At 70.0% G+C, this 21,449-nt stretch carries 19 protein-coding genes; 11 read left to right on the top strand and 8 right to left on the bottom strand.

The genetic code is table 11. The features are described from left to right. The first annotated feature begins 13 nt into the window (after positions 1-13). Together OG485_RS18670 and OG485_RS18665 are read left to right on the top strand one after the other, a co-directional pair. Positions 14-238: a helix-turn-helix domain-containing protein gene (locus OG485_RS18670; RefSeq protein WP_328669475.1), complete on the top strand. Its 225-nt coding sequence runs from the start codon at positions 14-16 to the stop codon at positions 236-238. Positions 239-419: 181 nt separating this feature from the next. Further along, the gene (locus tag OG485_RS18665) at positions 420-1,070 is read left to right on the top strand and encodes a hypothetical protein (protein WP_328669474.1); all 651 of its coding nucleotides are present in this window, start codon (positions 420-422) and stop codon (positions 1,068-1,070) included. A gap of 84 nt (positions 1,071-1,154) precedes the next feature. Here the strand turns inward: OG485_RS18665 and OG485_RS18660 are convergent, their stop codons facing one another. After that, entirely contained in the window at positions 1,155-1,307 is a 153-nt protein-coding gene (locus tag OG485_RS18660; protein ID WP_328669473.1) for a hypothetical protein, read from the bottom strand. Positions 1,308-1,675: 368 nt separating this feature from the next. Between OG485_RS18660 and OG485_RS18655 the strand changes: the two genes are divergently transcribed. Next, positions 1,676-2,617 carry a hypothetical protein gene (locus tag OG485_RS18655; RefSeq protein WP_328669472.1) on the top strand — a complete coding sequence of 314 codons (942 nt, stop codon included), beginning with the start codon at positions 1,676-1,678 and terminating at the stop codon, positions 2,615-2,617. Positions 2,618-3,049: 432 nt separating this feature from the next. Here OG485_RS18655 and OG485_RS18650 read toward each other — a convergent pair whose 3' ends face one another. After that, a complete protein-coding gene (locus OG485_RS18650; RefSeq protein WP_328669471.1) occupies positions 3,050-3,742 on the bottom strand; it encodes a tellurium resistance protein in 693 nt (230 codons plus the stop codon). 201 nt (positions 3,743-3,943) lie between these two features. On the opposite strand from OG485_RS18650, the gene OG485_RS18645 reads away from it, so the two are divergent. Genes OG485_RS18645 through OG485_RS18625 form a run of 5 tightly spaced genes read left to right on the top strand, consistent with a single transcriptional unit; the run spans position 3,944 to position 8,867 of the window. Beyond that, complete coding sequence (locus OG485_RS18645; RefSeq protein WP_328669470.1) at positions 3,944-5,392, top strand: methyl-accepting chemotaxis protein; 1,449 nt, start codon at positions 3,944-3,946, stop codon at positions 5,390-5,392. Continuing rightward, positions 5,389-5,862: a hypothetical protein gene (locus OG485_RS18640; RefSeq protein WP_328669469.1), complete on the top strand. Its 474-nt coding sequence runs from the start codon at positions 5,389-5,391 to the stop codon at positions 5,860-5,862. Before OG485_RS18645 ends, OG485_RS18640 begins: the two co-directional genes overlap by 4 nt. A gap of 17 nt (positions 5,863-5,879) precedes the next feature. Then, the gene (locus tag OG485_RS18635) at positions 5,880-6,545 is read left to right on the top strand and encodes a vWA domain-containing protein (protein WP_328669468.1); all 666 of its coding nucleotides are present in this window, start codon (positions 5,880-5,882) and stop codon (positions 6,543-6,545) included. Positions 6,546-6,567: 22 nt separating this feature from the next. Further along, the gene (locus OG485_RS18630) at positions 6,568-7,914 is read left to right on the top strand and encodes a PP2C family serine/threonine-protein phosphatase (protein WP_328669467.1); all 1,347 of its coding nucleotides are present in this window, start codon (positions 6,568-6,570) and stop codon (positions 7,912-7,914) included. After that, positions 7,911-8,867 carry a hypothetical protein gene (locus OG485_RS18625; protein WP_328669466.1) on the top strand — a complete coding sequence of 319 codons (957 nt, stop codon included), beginning with the start codon at positions 7,911-7,913 and terminating at the stop codon, positions 8,865-8,867. The genes OG485_RS18630 and OG485_RS18625 overlap by 4 nt, the downstream gene beginning before the upstream one ends. 131 nt (positions 8,868-8,998) lie before the next feature. On the opposite strand, the gene OG485_RS18620 is transcribed toward OG485_RS18625, so the two are convergent. Beyond that, positions 8,999-10,300 carry an LCP family protein gene (locus tag OG485_RS18620; protein ID WP_328669465.1) on the bottom strand — a complete coding sequence of 434 codons (1,302 nt, stop codon included), beginning with the start codon at positions 10,298-10,300 and terminating at the stop codon, positions 8,999-9,001. A gap of 118 nt (positions 10,301-10,418) precedes the next feature. On the opposite strand from OG485_RS18620, the gene OG485_RS18615 reads away from it, so the two are divergent. Further along, a complete protein-coding gene (locus OG485_RS18615; RefSeq protein ID WP_326787373.1) occupies positions 10,419-10,967 on the top strand; it encodes an acyl-CoA thioesterase in 549 nt (182 codons plus the stop codon). A 29-nt stretch (positions 10,968-10,996) separates the two neighbouring features. Here OG485_RS18615 and OG485_RS18610 read toward each other — a convergent pair whose 3' ends face one another. Continuing rightward, positions 10,997-12,490 carry an LCP family protein gene (locus OG485_RS18610; RefSeq protein ID WP_443048723.1) on the bottom strand — a complete coding sequence of 498 codons (1,494 nt, stop codon included), beginning with the start codon at positions 12,488-12,490 and terminating at the stop codon, positions 10,997-10,999. A 175-nt stretch (positions 12,491-12,665) separates the two neighbouring features. Here OG485_RS18610 and OG485_RS18605 point away from each other — a divergent pair, with 175 nt between their 5' ends. Beyond that, a complete protein-coding gene (locus OG485_RS18605; protein ID WP_328669463.1) occupies positions 12,666-13,697 on the top strand; it encodes a glycosyltransferase family 2 protein in 1,032 nt (343 codons plus the stop codon). A 106-nt stretch (positions 13,698-13,803) separates the two neighbouring features. Here the strand turns inward: OG485_RS18605 and OG485_RS18600 are convergent, their stop codons facing one another. The 4 genes from OG485_RS18600 to OG485_RS18585 all read right to left on the bottom strand — a co-directional run bounded on the left by OG485_RS18600 (position 13,804) and on the right by OG485_RS18585 (position 19,877). Beyond that, on the bottom strand, positions 13,804-15,510 hold the full coding sequence (locus OG485_RS18600) for an LCP family protein (RefSeq protein ID WP_328669462.1): 1,707 nt from the start codon (positions 15,508-15,510) through the stop codon (positions 13,804-13,806). A gap of 120 nt (positions 15,511-15,630) precedes the next feature. Continuing rightward, entirely contained in the window at positions 15,631-17,400 is a 1,770-nt protein-coding gene (locus tag OG485_RS18595) for an LCP family protein (RefSeq protein WP_328669461.1), read from the bottom strand. Positions 17,401-17,646: 246 nt separating this feature from the next. After that, positions 17,647-18,924 (bottom strand): LCP family protein, encoded by a 1,278-nt coding sequence (locus OG485_RS18590; protein ID WP_443048722.1) that lies wholly within the window; start codon positions 18,922-18,924, stop codon positions 17,647-17,649. Positions 18,925-19,121: 197 nt separating this feature from the next. Then, a complete protein-coding gene (locus OG485_RS18585; protein ID WP_328669459.1) occupies positions 19,122-19,877 on the bottom strand; it encodes a TIGR03089 family protein in 756 nt (251 codons plus the stop codon). Positions 19,878-20,005: 128 nt separating this feature from the next. Between OG485_RS18585 and OG485_RS18580 the strand changes: the two genes are divergently transcribed. Next, positions 20,006-21,406 (top strand): peptidoglycan recognition protein family protein, encoded by a 1,401-nt coding sequence (locus OG485_RS18580; protein ID WP_328669458.1) that lies wholly within the window; start codon positions 20,006-20,008, stop codon positions 21,404-21,406. The last annotated feature ends 43 nt before the right edge of the window (positions 21,407-21,449 follow it).

The raw sequence follows: 21,449 nt of genomic DNA, 5'->3' as shown, positions 1-21,449 counted from the left end.
TACTGCTGAGTTCATGCACGACGGCCTCCAGGGAACTGGGGGCTTTTCTGTTAGGTGGGGGAATATGCGCGCGAATCTCATGACGGTTAACGATGTGGCCGACTACCTGAACAAGCCCCGTTCGTGGGTGTACGGGAACTGGAAGGGCGAACAGATCCCGTTCCGGAAGGTGGGCCAAGTGCTCCGTTGTCGACCGAGTGATCTTGGCAAGTGGCTGGATGGGCGCGGAATTAACTGAGATCCGACGCCAGGGATATTCCACTGGTGCCCCCGAGGCGACTCAGGGGCCTTTACAGAGGGATTCGGAAGCAGGGCGACGTTGTCCACATCAACTCGCTTCTGCGGCCCGCTGTCGGGGACTGCACGGTCGCCGACGGCATGACCGTGCAGCGCCGGAGACTGTCGACCAGAAGCTCCCCATGGCAGAGGGCAAGCACCTACAGGTGCTCGTGGAGGACGCGGAGCGTGTCCAGCTTGCTGCCGGCCTGGACTCTCCGATCAGTCAGCAGATGATCCGGTTCCTGGCCCGTGAGGCTGACGCGTTCATGGGCAACATGATTGCCGCCGGTGCGACGGCGCTCCCGGCCATCACGCCGAATGCTGACAACATCCCGCACAGCCTGTACAGCGCGGTCCTGGACGTGATGCTGGCCCTGGACGGCAACGACCTCCCGGCAGGCCGTTACGTGGTCGTCTCGCCCCGTGTGAAGCGACACCTGATCGAACACCCTTCGGTGGCCAGCGCTGCCGCGCACGGCAAAGAAGACGTGACCGCCAACGGCGTCGTCGCTCGCCTCGCAGGGTCCACCATCCTGACCACTACGGCCATGCCCACCGGTGTGGACATCGCGGCGGGACACTCGGAGTTCGCCACCTACGCAAGCCAGTTCACCGGATTCCGTGAGGGGAAGTCGGAGAAGTGCCGGGCCGACTACATCGACACCCTGCACCTGTACGGCGGCAAGATCGTGCGATATCCCGAGCTGGACACCAAAAAGACTGACAGCATTTTTGACGAGACCAGGCCTACGAGGGGAATCGTCAAGACTGCGATCGAGTGGCCTGCCTGACGTATCAAGTGGGTCAGCTACCGGCACGACGGCTAGCCCCGGTCCAGAAGACCGGGGCTCTGCCTCGGTCGAGAGGCACGGGCTTCAGCCAACCGTCACCGAGAACCCATTACTGAGGATGATCAGCGCTCCCACGAGGACGCCAACCGTCACCAGGAGGCTGATGAGGCGCGCCGTCCGGCGCTCCTCGGCGATGGCGTATCGCACCGTCCGCCACCATTCCTTATCGAACTTCACTCTCGTCACCTCACGTCCTGAGCAGGTGAGTTGAGCTTCGGGCACCCCTCGCGGTGATGTTTCGCGGCGGTACGCTATGACGCACAAAGATTCGTGGTGAACCGTGGCGACACGAATCCGGAGCCGCCACGGTGGGGAGGGGTGCATTGGCCGGTTCGGCGAGCAGGGCGGTCGAGATCCCAGCCTCGATCCCAGAAGGCCCGCTGAGGACGTGGCTGGAGTGGCTGAAGGAGCTGCGGCGCCGAGCCAACACTCCATCCCTGAAGGTCATCGCGGAGAAGGCTCAAGAGCGCGGCGGGGCTGTTAGCACTGCCACCGTGCGCCGCCTACTTCGAGGCGACAGCCTGAGCGAGGGGACGGCCCACGCAGTGGCCTACGTCCTGGCCGATATGGACAAGCGTCCTGGTGCAGGGACCCCTGCGCAGGACTGGGATGCCTTCGACGCAGAGCTAAACAGACGGTTCCTGGCAACCATGGCAGTTGAGGAGCCACCTTTGCCGGCTACTCCCGCAGAGCAAATCCAAGGCAGGGACGGTCTGGCGGCCGTTGTGGATGCGCTGGGCACAGTGAAAGCTGGGCGTAAGTCCCTGACCAACTCCGCAGAGCCTGTAGCGGAGAGCGCCAATTTCTCGACCGCTTTCCCCATCGATACCCGGACTTATCGTTACCTGTACCGAGCGATCGGCCCAACTGGTTCAGTGTTGGGTGACAATGATGCGGTCCTGGAATCTGCGGTTGCCGTTACCAGTCATCTCGTTCTTGGGAATGTCGATCTCGTAAGCACCGAGAACCATTTTTCTGCACTCGAAACCTTTAGGCCCGGCCAATTCCACATGCAGGCAAGGGCTCTATTTGCTATTTTCGAAGGGTTCGAAAGAAGCTATGTAACAATAGAGGGCGCAATCGCTCTGGAATCATTCGCTGATGGAATCTCCCGGAGGCGAGAACAGTTCGAATCTCTCATTCATGTTGTCCCTCCGTTCGAGCTGGCAATAATCGTACTCGTAAGTGATGCATCCCCTGGCGAGGATGCATTTCCGCCGTCGGATATGGCTTCGTTCATTTCAGATGCTCCGTATGGGACAGCCATGGTGGTTGAAGTGTCACCGCCTGAGGGGCTGCCAAACGTCCTTCGCGCCCTTGAGTCTCCCCCACGGCCTCTAGCGTGGTCGGGTCCGTTTGTGGTGCTCGAATCGGCGCTATTGGGAGTTGCAGAGGTGCAGAACGTCCATGAGTTTCGGGGCAGTGGCTTCTCTGGCCGATCATGGGTGGACCCAAGGGTCACATACACCAACCGGCGTCATAGATAACGTACGTGTCCTCTGGCTGGGAACAGGACGTCAGAGCCTCAAGGTGTGACCCAAGCAACGATGCTGTTGTTACCGCACCCCAAGTGATGCAACATTGCGGGCCCTGGAGGGCTCCGCCGGCACTCCGAGCCCGCGAGGAGGGGGCCGAGTGGGTCGTGCGCGGACGGCAGCTTGCGCCATGGCGGGGGCGTCTACAAGGTGCAGCCTGGCCAGCAACGAACGTTTGTGATCATGGGGGAATCCTGGGGGAGCCCTCCTCAAATCCTCAAACGTGCCGTACTTGCAGGTCAAAGCCGTAAATGCTGCGATGCGCCCAGATCTACGAAGACACGAGCCAGGTCCAGCGCATCGTGATGGCGTGCAACCTGCCGTAGTACGCCGCCGGTCGGCAGCGAAGGTGAGAGGCACCCGGAGTGCCTCTCACCTTTTGTTTCAGTCCTTCCTCATCCGTACCCACGAGAGGCCGAACCCGTAGGCGCTGTCCATCTGCTCCTGGACCGAGCGCCGGAGGGTGCCGGTGAACCAGCGGACCTCGCGGCTGACCGTGAGGCCGCCTTCGGCGGGCGTGGCCAGGGCGATGGCGCAGCCCGTAGCACCCTCGGGGGAGTCGTCGAGGGCGATACGGAAACCGCCGGACGGGGCGGTCACGGTGGCCGTGGCGCCCAGGCTCCGGAAATCCACGGCGCCGCTGTACACGTAGACGTGGAAGAGCAGTTGCCGGAAGAGTTCGCGCCGCTCCAGGTCCACCCGGACCGTCTCCCCGTCCGAGGACGCCCCGGTACGGTCGTCCTGATCGAGTTCCATGTACGGCCACCGCGTCAGCGAGCCGAAGGTGTTCCCCAGCGGCTGTACGGCCGCGCAGGTGCCGTCCGTGAACGCGGCCATGCAGCCGAGGTCGAGGTCGGCCCCGGTCCCCGGCGGCCTGTTGAGGTTCACCTGAAGGACTCCGCGCCCCGTGATGCGGGCCTGTGGCGTCGACCTGGTCAGCATCGTCTCGGCCCGCGCGGCGGGAAGCCGCGGCGCTTCACGGGCCGCGGGGGCCGCGCGCTGCGTGCCGGTTCCGGGCCGGGCGCCGGGCGCGGGCCTCAGCCGGATGGTCGCCCGTGGACGTTCGTCGTTGCTCAAGTTTCCCCCTCACGCCGCCGTCGGGGAGAGTGGCGGGTGTCGCGAGTTTATGCGCGGAGCGTGTCCGCTGGAGTACTCTCTGTGGCCTCGGTCGCGCGTCTGGTGCGTGTGAACCGGCGGGGGTACGGCGGCACATGACACGGGTGGGGATCCACGGCGCCGTCAACGCGCCCCCGCGTCCGTCGTGTTGTGGGGGTGGGCATGCCGTCAGGCGCCCTGATGGACCGTCATGTGATCGCGCAGAGCATCGAGGAACTCGCGGAGCGGCCGACGCTCGGCACCCGGAAGGAAGAACTGACCGCGCTCGCGGCGGCACTTCGGAAGCAGGACGCCCACGAACTGGACCCGTGGTCCGAACTCGATCTCCTCGCCGCCTACGCCCGCCCCGAGAGCCTCCGGGCGGCCGGCGCGCGGGGCGGGGACCACCCGCTCTGGTCCTACGCCGAGGGCGTGCTGGGCGCGCTGGTCTTCGTGCCGCTGATGCTCACCTGGTACGGACTGACCCGGGCGTCGAGCGCGTACGGGGCGCTGACGGGAGCGGATCCGAGGGCCGCCTCGCGGCCCTTCCTCCAGCTGTGGCAGTCCGGTTTCGAGGGGCACCTCACCGGCGCCTTCACGTTCGGCCATGTGGCGATGAGCGCCACCGTCGCCATCGCGCTGCTCTTCGCGCTGGTGCTCGTGCACGGTCTGCGGCGGTCCGCCGTCGCCCGCCGGGAGGAGGACGCCGATCGCGGCCGCGAGGAGCTGATGGCGGCGCTCGTCCCGGCGCTGACCCGCGCCCAGCTCGTGCTGAACAGGCAGCGGTCGAGTTCCCCGCAGCGCTTCGCCGCCGAGCTCACCGAGGCCGCCGCGACGCTCAGGCGGCTGGGCGACAAGGCGGTCCGGGTCCAGAAGGACCTGACGTCGGCTGCCTCGGCCGTCGGCGACGCGGTGCAGGGCGCCGAACGCAGGCTGGCCGGGGTCGACACCTCCGTCAAGCCCCTGGAGATCGCGGTGGGCCGTGTCGAGGCCGCCGTCAGCGACGGCGGAGCGCAGGTCCGCAAGGCGCTCGATGACGTCCGCGACGCGAGCGGTGAGGTGCGGCTCGCCGTGCAGGGCGCCGGTGACCGTGTCGAGGACTCCGTCACGGTGCTGGCCGCGTCCCAGCGGGCCTACACCACCGGTATCGAGGTGACGTCGGACATCTCGGCCCAACTCCTGGGCCGGTTCGGCGAGGTGGCGGAGGGTACGGCCCTCGCGGTCGAGGAGTCGCAGCACGCGGTGCGCGAACTGAGCGCCCAGAGCGTCGCGTTGCGGGCGGTGGCCGACGAGTTCGCCCGGCTGGTGGCCGAGTTGCGGGCGGACCGCCAACTGCGCACCGACCCGGCGGGCCGCACCGACCCGGCGGGCCGCACCGACCCGGCGGGCCGCACCGACCCGGCGGGCCGGACCGGGTCGGCGGTCGGTCACACCTACGGGCACAGCCGGTCGGCCGACGCGGGCCATGCCCCCTCCGCCGACGCGGGCCACGCTCCCGCGGCCCGGCCCGGCACTCCCGTGGAACGGGCCGGCACTCCCGCCGATGACCCGGGCCGACCGGGCCCCCGGCACGCCGACCCCCGTCGTGAGCCCCCGCAGTCGCCTCCCACGTCCCTGACCGAGGCCCGATGAGGCGCGGGGGAAGGTTCCAGCCGCTGCACATGGCGGGCTGGCTGTTCGCGGACATGCTCCTCGTCCTCGCCCTGGTGGCCATGGGGGACCAGGGCGACCCGCAGGCCGCCGGCAAGCGCCCCGCCCCCGCGTCCTCCGCCGCCGGGAAGAAGGCCCGGCACACCGGACCGAGGGCGGTGGTCCGCACACCGGTCAAGGTGGCCGTCGACGCGCAGGCCGGCGACGGCGAGGGCATCGTGCGGGCACTGCGCGCCGCGACCTCGCGCTACCGGGGACGGCAGGCCGCCTTCGTGCTGACCTTCGGACGCCACACCGACCCGGGCGCGGGAGGCCGCTATGCCCACGAGGTCAACGCCCTGCTGGAGAGGGCCCGTCCGGACATGTTCCGCGCCGCCACCACCCGCGACTTCTGGAAGGGCGGAGCCTCCCCGGGCCACGCCGACATCGAGATCTACTTCTACACGTACTGACCCGGAGGTACGAGACCTTGCAGATCCTGCCCTTCTACCTGCTCTGCGACGAGTCCGGGTCGATGATCGGCGAGCCGATCGACGCCATCAACGGCGCCCTCCCGGACCTGCACCACGAGATCAGCACCAACCCGACCGTCGCCGACAAGACGCGTTTCTGCCTGATCGGCTTCTCCGACACCGCCACCGTGCTCCAGCCGCTCGTCGACCTCAGCGGCATCGACTCGGTCCCCGCGCTCGCCGCGGGTGGGCTCACCTCGTACGGCGACGCCTTCCGCACCCTGCTGCGCTGTGTCGAGGCCGATGTGGCGGCACTGAAGGCGGAGGGCCACGAGGTGTACCGCCCCGTGGTCTTCTTCCTCTCGGACGGCATTCCCACCGACCCGGACTGGGACCAGGCGTACAAGGAGGTCATCCAGTCACGGTTCTGCCCGAAGATCATCGCCTTCGGCATCGGTGAGGCACAGGAGTCGACGATCGCCCGGGTCGCGAACTTCCGGGCGTTCATGCAGAAGGACTCCTCGGTGTCACCGGCGCAGGCGCTGCGCGAGTTCGCCTCCAGCCTCACCCGGTCGATCGTCCGGTCCGCCGAGGGCATCGCCGCGAACGGCGGCAACGGATTCACCCTGGCCGTGGACGACACCGTGCCCGGCTTCTCCATCGTCTCTCTCGACAAGCTGTGAGGTCGCACCGATGGAGAACGACATGAACGCCCCCGGACGGTCCCGGAGGGGCCCGCGGCAGCCCGACGTGCACAGGCCCGACCTGCGCGAGCCCGACACCACCCGCCGTCCCGACCTGCGCGAGCCCGACACGCGCCATCCCGACCTGCGTCAGCCCGAAGCGCGGCAGTCGGACCCGGGACATCTGGACCCGGGACATCTGGACCCGGGACAGCCGGAGGGGTGTCAGCACGACCTGCGGCGGACGGAGTTCAGCTGGCCGGACGCGCGGGAGCCCGACCCGCTGGACGAGACCTGGCAGAGCGTCGACCTGTTCTTCAACGACCAGCCGGAGCCCGGGGCGCCCGCCGCGGTGCCCGGGACGTCCGCGGCGCAGCCCGCCGGACCGATCCCCCTGTCCTACGGGCCGGCTCCGGGGCCCTCGCCGGCGGCCGACGGGCCCGGCGCGCGGACCGGATCCGTCCCGGTGCTCGGCGCGCCGTTCCACTCCGGCCCCAAGCCCCCGCTGTACGCCCCGGAGCCCCGCGAGCTTCCCTCGGTCCGGGAGGACCCGACCGCGGCGCTGACGCCCGACATGGTGGTGGACGGCGCCGGGTACGGCCCTCTGACCGTGCGGGCGGCGTCGGTGCGCGGCGACTCGCACCGCTATCAGGGCGAGCCGCGCCAGGACTCCCTGGCCGTGGTGCGCCTCGGGGCCCCCGGCCCGGACGGGCTGCTGCTGCTCGCGGTGGCGGACGGCGTGGGATCGGCGGCCCGCTCGCACGTCGGCTCCCAGGAGGCCTGCCGGCTCGCCGCGATGGAGCTGGACGCCGTGTCCGCGGAGCTCGCGGAAACCGTGCGCACGGGCGACCAGCCGGGGTTCGCCGCACTGGTGGACACCGCCGTGGGCCGGGTCGCGACCCTGCTCGCGCACCGCGCCCGCGAACACGGCGACGACCCCGCCGCGTACGCCACCACCCTGCGCGCCCTGCTCGTCCCGCTCGATCCCCGGGTGCGGGCCCGCGGCTTCCTGGCCGTCGGCGACGGCGGCACGGCGCTGCTGCGCGCCGGGGAGTGGGACCTGTCCCTCACGGACCCCGAGCACGACGGCGACGGAATGATCGACACCCGCACCGCGGCCCTGCCGCACGCGCACCGCGCCCGCGCCCTGCTCCTTGCTCCGGCCCTGCCCGGCGACGTCCTCGTGCTGTGCACGGACGGCCTGTCCACACCGCTCGCCGGTGACGCGGGGATGCGGGACTTCCTGGGGTCCGGATGGGGCCAGGGGGCCGCTCCGGCACCGGCCGACTTCCTGTGGCAGCTCCAGTACCGGGTGAAGTCGTACGACGACGACCGCACCGCCGTCGTCCTGTGGGAGGCCGGGCCGTGAGCACCGACGACGGCGCCGACGTGACGCTCGGCTCGCTCACCCTCGGCGTGCGCGTCGGCGACGGCGGCCAGGGCGAGGTGTACGACGTCGTCGGTCCCGGCCGGCTGCTGTACAAGAGCTATCGCGAGCCGGGGAAGGCCGACGCCGGCCGGCTGGCGGCGCTCGTGGCCCTGCGCCAGGGGCTCGCCCCGGCCGACCGGGAGCGCCTGGACCGGGAGACGGCGTGGCCGCTGCGCCGGGTCGTGGACGGCGGCAGGGCGACCGGCTTCCTGATGCGCCGGGCGCCGGACTCCATGACCTGGCCGACCTCGCGCGGCGAGACCCGGCTGACCGACCTGTCCTATCTGCTCCGGCCGCCGAAGGCGGCCTGGCAGGCCGTCGCGCAGCCGTCGCCGGCCGAGCGGTTCGCGCTGCTCGTCGCCTTCCTCGGGCTCTTCCGGTGGCTGCACACCCTGGGGCTGGTCGTCGGTGACGTGTCCCACGCGAACGTGCTGTGGACCGTCCGGCCCGCACCCGCCCCGTATCTCCTGGACTGCGACGGCGTCCGCATGGCCGGGCGGCCCCCGGTCCTGGAACAGGCGGACACCCCCGACTGGCACGACCCGCTGGCCGCCGCCGGCAGCGCCACGGTGGACAGCGACCGCTACAAGGCGGCTCTGGTGGTGGGCCGTGTCGTGAGCCAGGACGCGTACGTGACGCCCGGCAAGCCCCTGAAGCCGCTGTCCGGCGTGCTCGACGACCGGCGGGCCGACGCGGTCCGTGACCTCTGGGAGCAGGCGTCGGGCCCGCGTGGCACCCGTCCCCACCTCGCCCAGTGGTGCACCGCTCTCGCGGGCCGCGACACCATCCGTCTCATGGCCGCGGAACCGGCCCCGAGGCCCGTCGTCGACCGCTCGAAGTTCGACGGCCCGCGCACCCGGGGCCGTATCACCCTGCGCTCTCTACGCAATTGACCCACCGTCACCGTCGAAAGGCGGTGTCGGTGGGCCAATGGGGGCGGCGACCTCGTGCGATGCCGGGCCGGGGCGCCGGCGGCGGCGGTCCTGAACGGGTCGGGCCGCCGTCAACGCCGTTCGGTGACGGGTCAGTTGCCTGTCACCGTGACCTTCTCGTCGTTCTTGAGCTCGTCCACGAGTGTCTTGACCTTCGCCTTGTCCCAGACGAGGTTGCCGCCGGTGGAGCCGGAGATCGGCATGTTCATGGACGTGCCGTCGCCGCTGGTGACGCCCTTCATGGCCCAGAACATGTCGGCCAGGTCCCACAGGCTCATGTCCTTGTCGACGACCAGCGAGTCCAGGCCCGCGCCCATCGTCGGGTAGAGCTTGAACGGGTTCAGGACCGTCGAGGGGGTCGCGACCTGGTGGGCCAGGGCGGCCAGGAACTTCTGCTGGTTCTTGGTGCGCTGGAGGTCCGAGGCGGCGAAGGCGTGCCGGGTACGGACGAAGGCGAGGGCCTGCTCGCCGTTCAGCGTCTGCTTGCCCGCCTTGAAGTCGGCGCCGGAGTACTTGTCCTTGAAGCCCTGGTCGAGCGTCATCTCGACGCCGCCGACCGCGTCGACGATGCCCGCGAACCCGGCGAAGCCGATCTCCACGTAGTGGTCGATGTGCAGGCCGGTGTTGTACTCGATGGTCCTGACCAGAAGGGTGGGACCGTCGAACGCGTAGGCCGCGTTCAGCTTGTTCGGGCCCAGCGGGCCCTTGATCTTGCCGGACTCGGAACCCTGGAACTTCGGGATCGTGACGTTCGAGTCACGCGGGAGCGAGACCAGCGTGGAGCCGTTGCTGCCGGTGTGCAGGATCATCATCGAGTCCGTGCGCTTGCCCTCGGCGGAGCCGGTGTGCAGCTTCTTCTTCTCCTCGGCGGACATGCCGGCGCGGCTGTCGGAACCGACGATCAGATAGTTCGTTCCCTCGCCGGTCTCCGGCCGGTCTATGACCTTGGAGAGATCCACGTCACGGTGGAGCTTGGAGTCGGCCCAGAAGTACGTTCCGACGGAGACCACGACCAGCGCGGTGACCAGCGTGATCGCGGTCCACTTGATCCGGCGCCGCCAGTTCGGCGCGGGGCGCCGGGGGTAGGCGTCACCGCCGCCGCCGGGGCCCTGCGGATCTCCCGGCCCGTTGCCGTACACGTGACCGGTGTTGTAGCCGGAGTCGTACCCGTTGTCGTAGCCCTGGCCCTCGTCGTGGCCCTGGCCGTCGACGTACGAGGGCTGCCGGGGCACCCCGGCGCCGTACGGCGGCGCGCCCTGGCCCGGTGCGGGTGCGGCGGGCCCACGGCGGACCTGGCGCATGACGCGGGCGCTCTCAGGCTGTGCGCCTGCGCTGCCGCGTCCGTAGCGGTTGCTGCGGTTGTCGTCGGACCACCCGTCGGGCCAATCATTCATGCCGACCAGTGTGCCGCCCTCCACCAGGCGCCTTACAAGAGAGCAGGGAGATCTGGGTCACGCCTGTTGCAGACCTGATGCAAAGAGACCGCCATGCGCCCGGCATAAGGTGGAGGACATGACAGACCAGGCCCCCAACCCGGAAAACGACATCCCGGGCAAGCCGACCTCCGCGTCCCGGACCACCCTCAGCCACATCATGACCCACAACGACACGAACCTTCTGGGGTCGGTGCACGGTGGCGTGATCATGAAGCTCGTCGACGACGCGGCGGGCGCCGTGGCGGGGCGGCACTCCGGCGGGCCCGCCGTCACCGCCTCGATGGACGAGATGGCCTTCCTCGAACCCGTGCGCGTGGGTGACCTGGTCCATGTGAAGGCCCAGGTCAACTGGACCGGACGGACCTCGATGGAGGTCGGTGTGCGGGTCCTGGCCGAACGCTGGAACGAGTCCACCCCGCCTCAGCAGGTCGGTTCGGCGTATCTCGTCTTCGCCGCCGTCGACGGCGACGGCAAGCCCCGCCGGGTGCCACCGGTCATCACCGAGACCGAGCGGGACGAGCGCCGCTTCCAGGAGGCGCAGATCCGCCGTACGCACCGGCTGGCCCGCCGCCGCGCGATCATGGAACTCCGCGAGAAGCGAGCGGCGGAAGGTCTCGACGAGTAGGGCCTGTCGTTCGGATCACCCATCCCGGGTCAGGGGCACACCACCTGGTCTCCGGTGACCACCCCGGACTCGCCCTGAGCGGGATCGTCGGCCCGTACCCGCGTCACCCGCTTGAAGTCCGCACCGGCGATCACCTTCAGCAGCGGGCCCTGCCCGCGGACCGCGCGCAGCTCGGCGCCGGGCAGCGCGGCCGCGAGGGACTTCGCCGAGCGGTCCCAGCGGGGGTCGTACGCGACGACGGTGCGCCGGACCGTGGGGTCGGGGGCCGTCGTGGGCCGGCCCGTCGTCCGGAAGCCGGTGGCGGCGAGCGCGCCGTCGACCCGCTTGCCGAGACCCGTCGTGGAGGTCCCGTTCTCGATCTGGACCCGGATCCGCTGCGGGGCCACCGCGACCCGGACGGCCGCCGGCCGCGGGGCCCTGGGCGCGGCGAGCGGCTTGTCCTCACGCAGCTCCTGGAACAGCTTCCTCGCCTTCGGCCCGTCCCACTTCAGGGTCGAGCCGATGCCCTTGACGGCATAGGCCATCTGTCCGATCGGCACGGTCGTGAACTCGGACGAGGACGGGGAGAAGTTCCGCATCGCCCGGCCCAGGTCCAGCAGTTCGTCCGTGCCGAACCCCTTGTCGGCCCGCACCGAGCCCAGCACCGCCCGTGTCACGTCCCGGAACCTCATCGGGTTCAGCAGCACCCCGGACGACGTGGCCTGGGAGACGAGTGAGGCCAGGAAGCGCTGCTGGCGCTTCATCCGGCCGAGGTCGGAGGAGCCGTCGGTGTGCCGGGACCGTACGTACTGAAGGGCCTGTCCGCCGCCCAGCACATGCGGGCCGGCCGCCAGGTCGAGGCCGGTGTACCTGTCCTTCAGCGGCTGCGCGGTGCAGATACGGACGCCGCCGAGCACGTCGACGGTCTTCATGAAGCTGGTGAAGTCGACCTCCATGTAGTGGTCGATCTTCACGTGGGTCATGTTCTCGACGGTCCGCACGGTCAGGGTCGGGCCGCCCTCCGCGTACGCCGCGTTCAGCTTGAGGGGGTGGGGGGCGTGCCGTCTGCCGGTGACCTCGTCGGTGTGCTCGGGCGCCTCGGCGTAGGAGTCGCGCGGCAGGCTGACGATGGTGGCTCGCTCCCGGTCCTCCGAGATGTGCACGATCATGACCGTGTCGGTGCAGTGGCAGGGCGCGCCGCCGAGCCGGTACTTCCGCCGATCCGCCTCGGTGATCTTCTCCCGGCCGTCGGTACCGACCATCAGCAGATTCATGCCGTGGCCGCCCTCGGGCCGGTTCTTCATGTCCTTGAACGGGTCGACCCGGGCGATGTCCGCGTCCAGGCTGCTCAGCACCGCGTGTCCGATGCCCGCCGAGGCGAGGACCACCACGGAGACGGTGGTCAGCGCCCGCATGGCCCAGCGTGGCCTCCTGCGCCGTACGGGTCGTACGGGCCGTCCTTCGGAGCGCCGGACGGGACGCCGCGCGGGAGACGGCTGCGGGGGGCGCTGAGGGCGGACGGGGGAGCGGGGCGGCGTGGGCAAGGGGGACACCTCCGCGAGGCTGGACGGGGGAGGGAAGCGTTCCGCTGGGCGGGACGGAGCCGCGTTCCGCTGGCGTGGGGATCCGTGTGCACGGTAGGCCCATACGATCTGCGGCCCGGTCCTTACGCCGGGCGGCGCGCGACTGTGTCCCCCGTTCGCGGTAACGTGAGCTCCGATGAGCGAGAAGTCTGACGTGCGGTCCCCCGCCGTTTCTGTGATCATGCCCGTCCTCAACGAGGAGCGGCATCTGCGCGGGGCCGTCCAAGCGATCCTGGCGCAGGAGTACGACGGCGAGATGGAGGTCGTGATCGCCATCGGTCCCTCAACGGACCGGACGGACGAGATCGCCGCCGAACTCGTCCGTGAGGACCCGCGCGTCCACACGGTGCCGAACCCGACCGGGCGCACGCCCGCGGCCCTGAACGCCGCGATCAAGGCGTCCCGGCACCCCGTCGTCGTACGCGTCGACGGGCACGGCATGCTGTCCCCGAACTACATCGCCACCGCCGTACGGCTCCTGGAGGAGACCGGCGCGCAGAACGTCGGCGGCATCATGCACGCCGAGGGCGAGAACGACTGGGAGCACGCCGTCGCCGCCGCCATGACGTCGAAGATCGGCGTGGGCAACGCGGCCTTCCACACGGGAGGTGAGGCGGCCCCGGCCGAGACCGTGTATCTCGGGGTGTTCCGGCGCGAGGCGCTGGAGCGGCAGGGCGGGTACAACGAGGAGTTCATCCGCGCCCAGGACTGGGAGCTGAACTTCCGGATCCGTGAGGCCGGCGGACTGATCTGGTTCTCGCCCGAGCTGAGGGTGTCGTACCGGCCGAGGCCGTCCGTCAAGGCGCTGGCCAAGCAGTACAAGGACTACGGCCGCTGGCGGCACGTCGTCGCCCGCTACCACGAGGGCTCCATCAACCTGCGCTACCTCGCCCCGCCGACCGCCGTCTGCGCGATCGCGGCGGGCGTGGTCGTCGGCGCGGTGCTGACGCCCTGGGGCCTGATCGTCCCGGCCGGCTATCTCGCGGCCATCGGACTCGGCTCGCTGCCCGCGGGCAAGGGGCTGCCGGCGAAGGCCCGGCTCCAGATCCCCGTGGCCCTCGCGACGATGCACATGTCGTGGGGCTGGGGCTTCCTGACGAGCCCCAGGTCCCTGGCGAAGAAGGTCATCGCGTCCCGTCGGCCGGCGGTCGTCGGCGCGACCCGCTGAGCCGCCGTCCCACCAGACATGAGTTGGGCCCCTCTCGACTTCGAGAGGGGCCCAACTGCCTTTCACCGTCGGCCGGTTACCGTCGGCCGGTTACCGTCGGCCGGTGCTACGACCAGGTGTAGTCCGGGTTGACGTGCATGCAGGCCTTGGTGTCCGAGCCCTTGTCGAGCTTCGCGGACTCGGGCGCCGAGTCGTCGTCCTCGGGCGCCTTGTACGTCGTACCGTCCCGCCAGTCGGCGCCGACGACGAGCGTGACCCCGGAGACGTCCGCCGACTTCTCCACCGCGTGGGTCGACATCCCGAGGGCCTTGGCGAGCCGCAGGGCGTCACCCTCCAGATCGGCGCTCGGGTAGCGGATGACCGTGGCCGCCTCGGTGGTCACCGTCGACGGGTCGGCCTTCGCCTGCGTGAATCCCTCGCCGACGAGCAGCTCGCTCACCGCGCTCGCGCGTCCCGGCACCGGGGCCAGCGTGCTGGTGCGGGTGCCGTTCTGCACCTGCACGGCGATCTTGTCGTCCGCCGCGGCCGGATCCGAGGAGGTCTTCTCCGCGGGCTTCTTCTTGCCCTTGCCGTCCAGCGCGATGTCCTCGCGCAGCAGCCGCCAGACCTTGTCCGCGTCCGTCGGCTTGGGCAGCACCCGGTTGCCGTCGCTGGAGTACACCCACGGCATCGTGGTCATGGTGATGCGCTTGGTCGGGACCTTCTTCAGCTCTTTGCTGAGGTCGTAGAGCTTGGTGACCGAGCCCAGGCCCTGGTCGACGGTCAGCGCGCTGGTGGCCGTCTCCGCGAGGCCGCGCAGCTTGCCAGGGTTGCTCAGCGTGGCGTTCTCACGGAGCTGGCGCACCATCGAGTTCATGTACTGGTGCTGGGCCTTGGTCCGGCCGATGTCGCTGCCGTCCTCGAAGCCGTACCGCGTGCGCAGCCACTGCAGGGCCTGCTTGCCCTTGACGGACGTCGTGCCCTTCTCGAGCTTGAGTCCGGAGCCGTGACCCGTGGAGGTGTGCGAGTAGATGTTGGCGTCCACGCAGACGGGGACGCCGCCGATCGCGTCGGCCATCGACACGACACCCGCGAAGTCGACCATGATGAAGTGGTCGACGTGGATGTCGGTCAGCTTCTCCCAGGTCGCGACCGTACAGCCGGGGCCGCCGCGGCCCAGCGAGTCGTTCGTCATCGTCAGCGACGAGCTCGCGGCGTAGGTCTTCCCGGTTTCCGGGTCGGTGCAGTTGGGTATCTGGAGCAGGGTGTCGCGCGGCATGCTCACGACCGACATGTTGGTGCGGTCCGCGGACAGGTGCAGCAGCATCTGGACGTCCGCGCGGGCCGGTGTGTCGAAGGTGTCCTTCGCGCCGCCGAGCTTCTGGTTCTCGGTGGAGTTCCGGGCGTCCGAACCGATCAGGAGAATGTTCAGCGGGGTCTGGCCCGCCGCGTTCGGTTTCGACTTCGCGGCGCGGTCCTTCGCGTCGCCGATGTTCAGGTCTTCCTGCTTGAGGTTGTTGTTCAGGTGCCGGTAGTAGAGATAGCCGGCACCGGCGGTGCCGAGTATCAGGACCGACAGCACCATCGCCGACCAGCGCAGTATTCGGCGTCTGCGCCGGGGGCGGCCCGTGGTCCCGTGCCGTCCGTCGTCGTCCCCGCCGCGCGGACCCTGCCCCTGCGGACCGGTGCCGTCGCCGTCGGCCCGGGTGCTGACGCCGTCCGCCGTCCGGACGGAGTCGCCGCCCTCCTCGTACATGCTGTCGTCCCAGCCCAGTTCGCCGGCCTGCGGGACACGTGGTCGTGCTCCCTCCCCGCGCACACTGCTTCGCGCCATCTCCCAGCCTCTCCCCACCCTGCGCCTGACAAACGGGTCCGTCGGGCGTCCGGCCGGGCGTTTCCACGCCCGGCCGGACAGCCGCTCGCGCCCTGTAGGACGCCTGACGGACCCGTTAGGTCACTTCGCGCACACCGTTTTGTCCGCCGTGGACTTCTCCACGTCCGGCGCCTTCGTCGCAGCGGTCAAAGGCACTCCGGCGCCCTTGAAGTCCTTGCCCAGGGTCAGCACGATCGCGGGCAGCCCCTGTGAGTTCTTCTCGCTCTTGCCGGGCTTCATCGCCGAGCCGGACAGCCCCATGAGATCCGCCAGCTTGCGTGCCTGGTCGGCCTGGTCGGGAGAGTACTCCAGGGTCGTCTTGCTCAGCGGTGCGTCGGCGTTGCCCAGCTGGCTGGACTTGAGCACGCCCTCATCATTCTGCAGCCAGTTAAGAGTTTCCTGTGCGGAGCCGGACTGGGCGCCGCCGTTGTAGATGTCGACGCGGATCTCGGAGGCGGCGGAACGGGAGCCCTTGAGACGGGCGGCCACCGCGGCCTTCTCCTTCTTCTCCTTCTGCTTCACGGCGCTGAAGGAGACGTCGTTCTTGATCGCGTCGAAGACCGCCTGGGCCGTGTTCGGGTTGGGGACAACCGTGGCGTGCACCTTCTCGGCCGGGTTGTCTATCACCGGAACCGTGGTGAAGGTGATGTTCTTCGGCGGCACCTTCTTCAGCTCCAGGGCCATGTCCTTGAGCGTGTTGACGTTGCCGATGCCGGTGTCGACGGTGAGTGCCTTGGTGGCGGCCTCGGCCAGCTTGACCAGTTTGGTGGGGCTGGTGAGGGTGTCGCTGGAGCTCATCTTGCGCATCAGGGAGCCGATGAACTGCTGCTGCACCTTGATGCGGTCGAGGTCGCCCTGGTTGCCGAAGCTGTGCCGGGTGCGCACGAAGGCGAGGGCCTGCTCGCCCTCGATGGTGTGCTCGCCGGCGGAGAGCTTGAGGTGCGAGTCGTCGTCGTCGACGTCCTTGGCGAGACAGACGTCGACACCGCCGACCGCGGTGGTCAGCGTCTTGACGGCGTTGAAGTCGGCCATCATGAAGTGGTCGACCGTGATGCCGGTGACCGCCTTGACCGTGTCCATCGTGCAGCCGGGGTTCCGGCCCTCCTGGCCCAGGCTCGTGTTGAAGCGGACGTTCTCCGAAGGCTGGATGACCTTCTCGGTGCCGTCCTCCTGCTTCGACCTGCACTCGGGGATGTCGACGATCAGGTCGCGCGGGATGCTCATCGCGGTCGCGTTCGTCCGGTCCTTGGCGACGTGCAGCAGGATGTTCGTGTCGGCGTGCCCGACGCTGTTCTTGTCGCCGTATCCCGAGTTGCCCGCACCGGTGCGCTTGTCGGTGCCGATGATGAGGATGTTGAAGGCCTCGTCCTTGCTGAAGCCGTCCTTGGCGGAATCGCCGACGTCCTCGGTCTGGACATTGCCCTCGAGGTGCTTGAGGTAGGCGTACGCGGCGCCCGAGACAGCCACCAGGACCAGCGCCATGGTGCCGCCGGTCCAGAGCACTATCTTCTTCGCCTTCGATTTCTTGGGCGGCCCCTTGCGGCCGCGCCTGCGCCCCGGCAGGGGCTCAGGAGGCTCGGCGCGCCGACGGCGCGGCCCCGGCACGTCGGGGCCGGGGTCCTCACGGTCCCGTCCCGGTGCGTCACGGTCCCGGCCCGGTGCCGCGCGGTCCCGTCCCGGCGCGCCTCGGGTGCGCGTGGCCGCGGAGGGTGAGCCCCTCCGCGGTCGCGGCACGCCCGATTGCGCTCCGGAAGGGGGCAGTCGCAGTTCGTATTCACCGGTGTTCGGGTTGAGCACCCACTGGTCTGCGGGGTCGATGTCGTCCGCCCGCCCACGGCCTTGCGCGTCCACGGTTGTCTGAATCCTCCGTCGGGGCCACGCGGCGCCCTTTTCCCCCTAAAAGGCGCTCGGGTCTCGGTCAAGCAGTGCGCGACCCCCAGGACGGACCTCGTGGCCGGGTGCACCGGATCGCTCACACTATCCGCCCAGTTCAGCGTCCAGCGACGGCCGTGACAAATTCAACGTTCCTACAACCGGGCAATCCGCCCTATTTTCAGAGACTTCTTAGCTCAGCTGTTCCCCGCCTTGGTGTGCGCTTTACTCGCAGGCGTCCTGTGCCGCCGTGTTGCCTCGGAAAGTCGGGGCCGGATCGGGTGTGCCGGAGAGGCGGGCAACCCCTATTGCCGTCGAAACCGTCGACATTCCGTCGCCGTTCGACTCCTCTTCGTAATCGCGCAAAGAGTTTCCGTACAGGCTTACGGAATGCGGCGCCTGGCCCCGGGCGGGTCGCGCCGGCGGTTCCTTCGCGACCACGACGGGCTTGTCCGCGCGCAGCCGCTTGAAGAGGCGGGCCGCCGCGGGCTCCATGAGCTGATCGCGGTTGGCGTTGAGGACGTAGGACGTCCGGGGCACGGTCAGGAACTGGATGCTGTCCGTGGGGATGTCGCGCAGGCCGCGGACGAGGTCGTACAGGCCGCGCAGGCTCGCCAGCCCCGGGTCGGTGGTCAGCGACGAGGTGGCCGCGTCCAGCACCGGATACAGCTTCGCCGGGTTGAGCAGGACGTCGTCGCTGCGCACCTTGCTGATCAGCGCGCCGAGGAACTTCTGCTGGCGGTCCATCCGGTCGGTGTCGCTGCCGTTGCCGATGCTCTTGCGGGCGCGCACGTAGCCGAGCGCCTGCTCGCCGTCGAGGACGACCTTGCCCGCGGGCAGTCTCAGCTTCGCCGCCTTGTCGTCGATCGGCTCGCGCAGGCACACCTCGACGCCGTCCACCGCGTCGACCATGTCCTTGAAGCCGTGGAAGTCCACCACCATGTGGTGGTCGACGCGGATGTTGGTGAGCTTCTCGACGGTCCGGATCGTGCAGGCCGAGCCGCCCACCTCGAAGGCGTAGTTGAACATCGCGAACATGGGGTCGGTGCGGGTCCCGTCGGGGCGCCGGCAGCCCGGCACGTCCACCATCAGGTCGCGGGGCAGCGACATGGCGGTCGCGCTGCGCCGGTTCGCCGCGAGGTGCAGCAGGATCGTGGTGTCGGACCGTTCCGTCCCCGAGTCGCGGCCGTACTTCTTGTTGCCGGCACCTGAGCGCGAGTCGGACCCGATCAGCAGGATGTTCTGCGCGTCGCGCACGAGCGCGGTGGGCCGTTCCCTCTCGTACCGGGCGAGCTCGGCCGCCGTGTCGTTGTCGGCCGTGATGTTCCCGTTCAGTTTCTCGTACGCGGCCCAGCCGACCGCCACGGCGCCCAGGACCACCACGCTCACCCCGGTCGCCGTCCAGCGCAGCCAGCGCCGCCGCCGGCGTCCCGCCCCGGTGGGCGACGCTCCCCGCCCCTGCTCCTCCGGGCTTCCGGAGGGAGTGCCCGCGGTGTCGGTCACGTCGGGACCACCACCCCTCATGGCGTACGAACGGGTCCGGCTGTTCCTACGACCATGTCCCGGCGCGGCAGGTGAGGGGGGTTGATGATGGGCCGAACGGGCGACGCCCCCGGCGCGGAGGCCACCCCGCGAGAGCCCCGCCGGGAGACGGACACCCCTTGCCGGCCTGTCGCGCCGACCCGTCTTGCCGGCCCGTCCTATCGGGCCGTCGCGGTCACCCGCTCGCTCTCGATCCGCCGGGCGAGCGCGTCGTCGTCCAGCCCGCCGAGATTGCGGCACAGCACCACGGACCCGCCGGTCGCCAGCGGCGCGTACAGGCCCGCGGCCACGCCCTCCCAGGTGTCGTACGAGAGGGCCGACAGGATGCGTGAACCGGGGCCCGTCAGATCCAGGCCCGGGGCGTCGGCGCGGGCCTGCTCCACGACCTCCGCGCCCGTGTACGCGGCCCCGGCGACGACCAGGGCCCGCTCCTCCGGGTCGACGGGCGCGTACGGCGCGAAGCGGTCGCCCTGGCTCGGCACCTCGACGGCGTAGTCGGCGTATCCCGCGGGCGGCGTCGGGAAGCGGCGGCCGAGCGGCGCGAGCGAGAGGGCGACGCGCTCACCGGAACAGGCGAGCCCGGCGTCGAACCGGCCGGGGCCCGCGACGACGTGGTCGGCGGCCGCCGGGTCGCCGCCGAGATCCGCGACGACGCCCACCGAGGAACAGGCGAGCAGCCACACCGCCGTCTGCCAGTGCGCGGGCAGCAGCAGCGCGACCCGCTCGCCGGGCTCGGCGGACATCTCGCCCTGGAGCAGGTTGGCGGTCTTGGCCACCCAATTGGCGAAGGTGGCCACGGACAATTCGACCCGTTCGCCCGTCGCGTCGTCGTAGAAGGTCACCAAAGGACGTGCGGGGTCCTCGGAGAGCGCGGATCGCAGCAGGTCGGCAGGGGTGCGGTCGGTGGCTTTCACGCGAGCAAGCGTACGCGGGGACGCCGCGCGGCACGGGCCGCGCGCACCACCGGTTCGGCGGAGCGCGTCCGACGGTCCGTCAATTCCGCGATGGACAGATATGTATGACTATGTTCAGGATCAGGAGCATGCGTGGATTCCTTGCTTCCTCGGTCGGCGTCACCTGCGCGGCCGCTCTCGCCCTTCCGCTGACCCTGCCCGCCACCCCGGCCAAGGCCGGGCCGTCGACGCTGAGATCGGAGGTCGCCGCCCCCGGCAGCACCCAGTCCCTGCCCCTCGTCCCCCTCACCCGTAAACGGTCTCTCGGCCCGGCCGCACCGACCCAGGGCCTCGCGCGCCGGAACGTACGGCCCTTCTCCCTGGTCGGCGTCGTCTGGGACGACCCGGGCAGTGAGCTGAACGGCCGTGTCCAGGTCCGTACCCGGGCCGCCGCCACCGGCGACTGGTCGGACTGGCAGGACGTCGAGGCCCACAACGACGAGCACGCCGCCGACCCGGACACCGCCGAGAGCGCGTCGAGCCGGGTGCACGGCTCCACCGCTCCCCTGTGGGTCGGGAACTCGGACGGCGTCGAAGTCCGCGTCGAGGCGGAACGGGCGGCGCGGGACGCCGGGGAGGCTTCGGAACCGGAGGACGACGCCGGATACGGCCCCGAGGACAGACGCGCGGCCGCGTCGCTGCCCGGCGGCCTGCGCCTCGAACTGGTCGATCCCGGAGGGGATCCCCCGAGCCGGGACGCCCGGACGGCCGGACGGACCGGGAGCGCGCCCTCGGGCCTGCGCGCCAAGAGCGTGCGCCCGGGCGGGCACGCGGGCGTGACGGACGGCGTCGGTGCGAAGTCCACCGTGATCCCCGCGCTCTCCCGCGAGGAGACCGCGCGCACGTACTCCTCCGACGGCACGGCCCAGCGGCGCACGGCGCCGTACATCGGCCCGCGCCCCCGCATCATCACGCGGCACGGCTGGGGCGCGAACGAGAATCTGCGCGAGCGCGGCTTCCTCTACACGAAGACGGTCAAGGCGGCCTTCGTGCACCACACGGCGTCGGGCAACAAGTACACCTGTTCGCAGGTGCCTTCGATCATCCGCAGTATCTACCGCTATCACGTGGTGAGCAGCGGCTGGCGCGACATCGGCTACAACTTCCTCGTCGACAAGTGCGGCAACATCTACGAGGGCCGCGCGGGAGGCGTCGCGAAGGCGGTCATGGGCGCCCACACCCGCGGGTTCAACACGAACAGCATGGGGATCGCCGTGATCGGCACGTTCGGCGCCACGAAGCCGACCGACGCCGCGCTCAAGGCCGTCTCCCGGCTGACGGCATGGAAACTCGGTCTGTACGGAGCCAATCCGCGTGGCAAGACATACCTGAAGTCGGCCGGTGGCAACCTCTACCGAAAAGGAAAGAACGTACGACTGAACGTGATCTCCGGCCATCGGGACGGGTTCGCCACGGAGTGCCCCGGACGGCTTCTCTACGGCAAGCTCGGCTCCGCCAGGACGACCGCGGCCCGCTACCAGGGCCGTTAGACCGCCGCACGGCTCCCCGGAACGGCACGGCCGGCGGCGGACC

It is taken from the genome of Streptomyces sp. NBC_00328 (assembly GCF_036139655.1).
In the GTDB taxonomy this organism is placed as follows: domain Bacteria; phylum Actinomycetota; class Actinomycetes; order Streptomycetales; family Streptomycetaceae; genus Streptomyces.
Note: the sequence above shows the minus strand (reverse complement) of the source record. Positions and strands in the feature narration are given on the sequence as shown.

Coding starts and splice junctions, on each gene's coding strand:
- OG485_RS18670 (WP_328669475.1), top strand. CDS start 14: ATGCACGACGGCCTCCAGGGAACTGGGGGCTTTTCTGTTAGGTGGGGG.
- OG485_RS18665 (WP_328669474.1), top strand. CDS start 420: ATGGCAGAGGGCAAGCACCTACAGGTGCTCGTGGAGGACGCGGAGCGT.
- OG485_RS18645 (WP_328669470.1), top strand. CDS start 3,944: ATGCCGTCAGGCGCCCTGATGGACCGTCATGTGATCGCGCAGAGCATC.
- OG485_RS18640 (WP_328669469.1), top strand. CDS start 5,389: ATGAGGCGCGGGGGAAGGTTCCAGCCGCTGCACATGGCGGGCTGGCTG.
- OG485_RS18630 (WP_328669467.1), top strand. CDS start 6,568: ATGAACGCCCCCGGACGGTCCCGGAGGGGCCCGCGGCAGCCCGACGTG.
- OG485_RS18620 (WP_328669465.1), bottom strand. CDS start 10,300: ATGAATGATTGGCCCGACGGGTGGTCCGACGACAACCGCAGCAACCGC.
- OG485_RS18615 (WP_326787373.1), top strand. CDS start 10,419: ATGACAGACCAGGCCCCCAACCCGGAAAACGACATCCCGGGCAAGCCG.
- OG485_RS18605 (WP_328669463.1), top strand. CDS start 12,666: ATGAGCGAGAAGTCTGACGTGCGGTCCCCCGCCGTTTCTGTGATCATG.
- OG485_RS18600 (WP_328669462.1), bottom strand. CDS start 15,510: ATGGCGCGAAGCAGTGTGCGCGGGGAGGGAGCACGACCACGTGTCCCG.
- OG485_RS18580 (WP_328669458.1), top strand. CDS start 20,006: ATGCGTGGATTCCTTGCTTCCTCGGTCGGCGTCACCTGCGCGGCCGCT.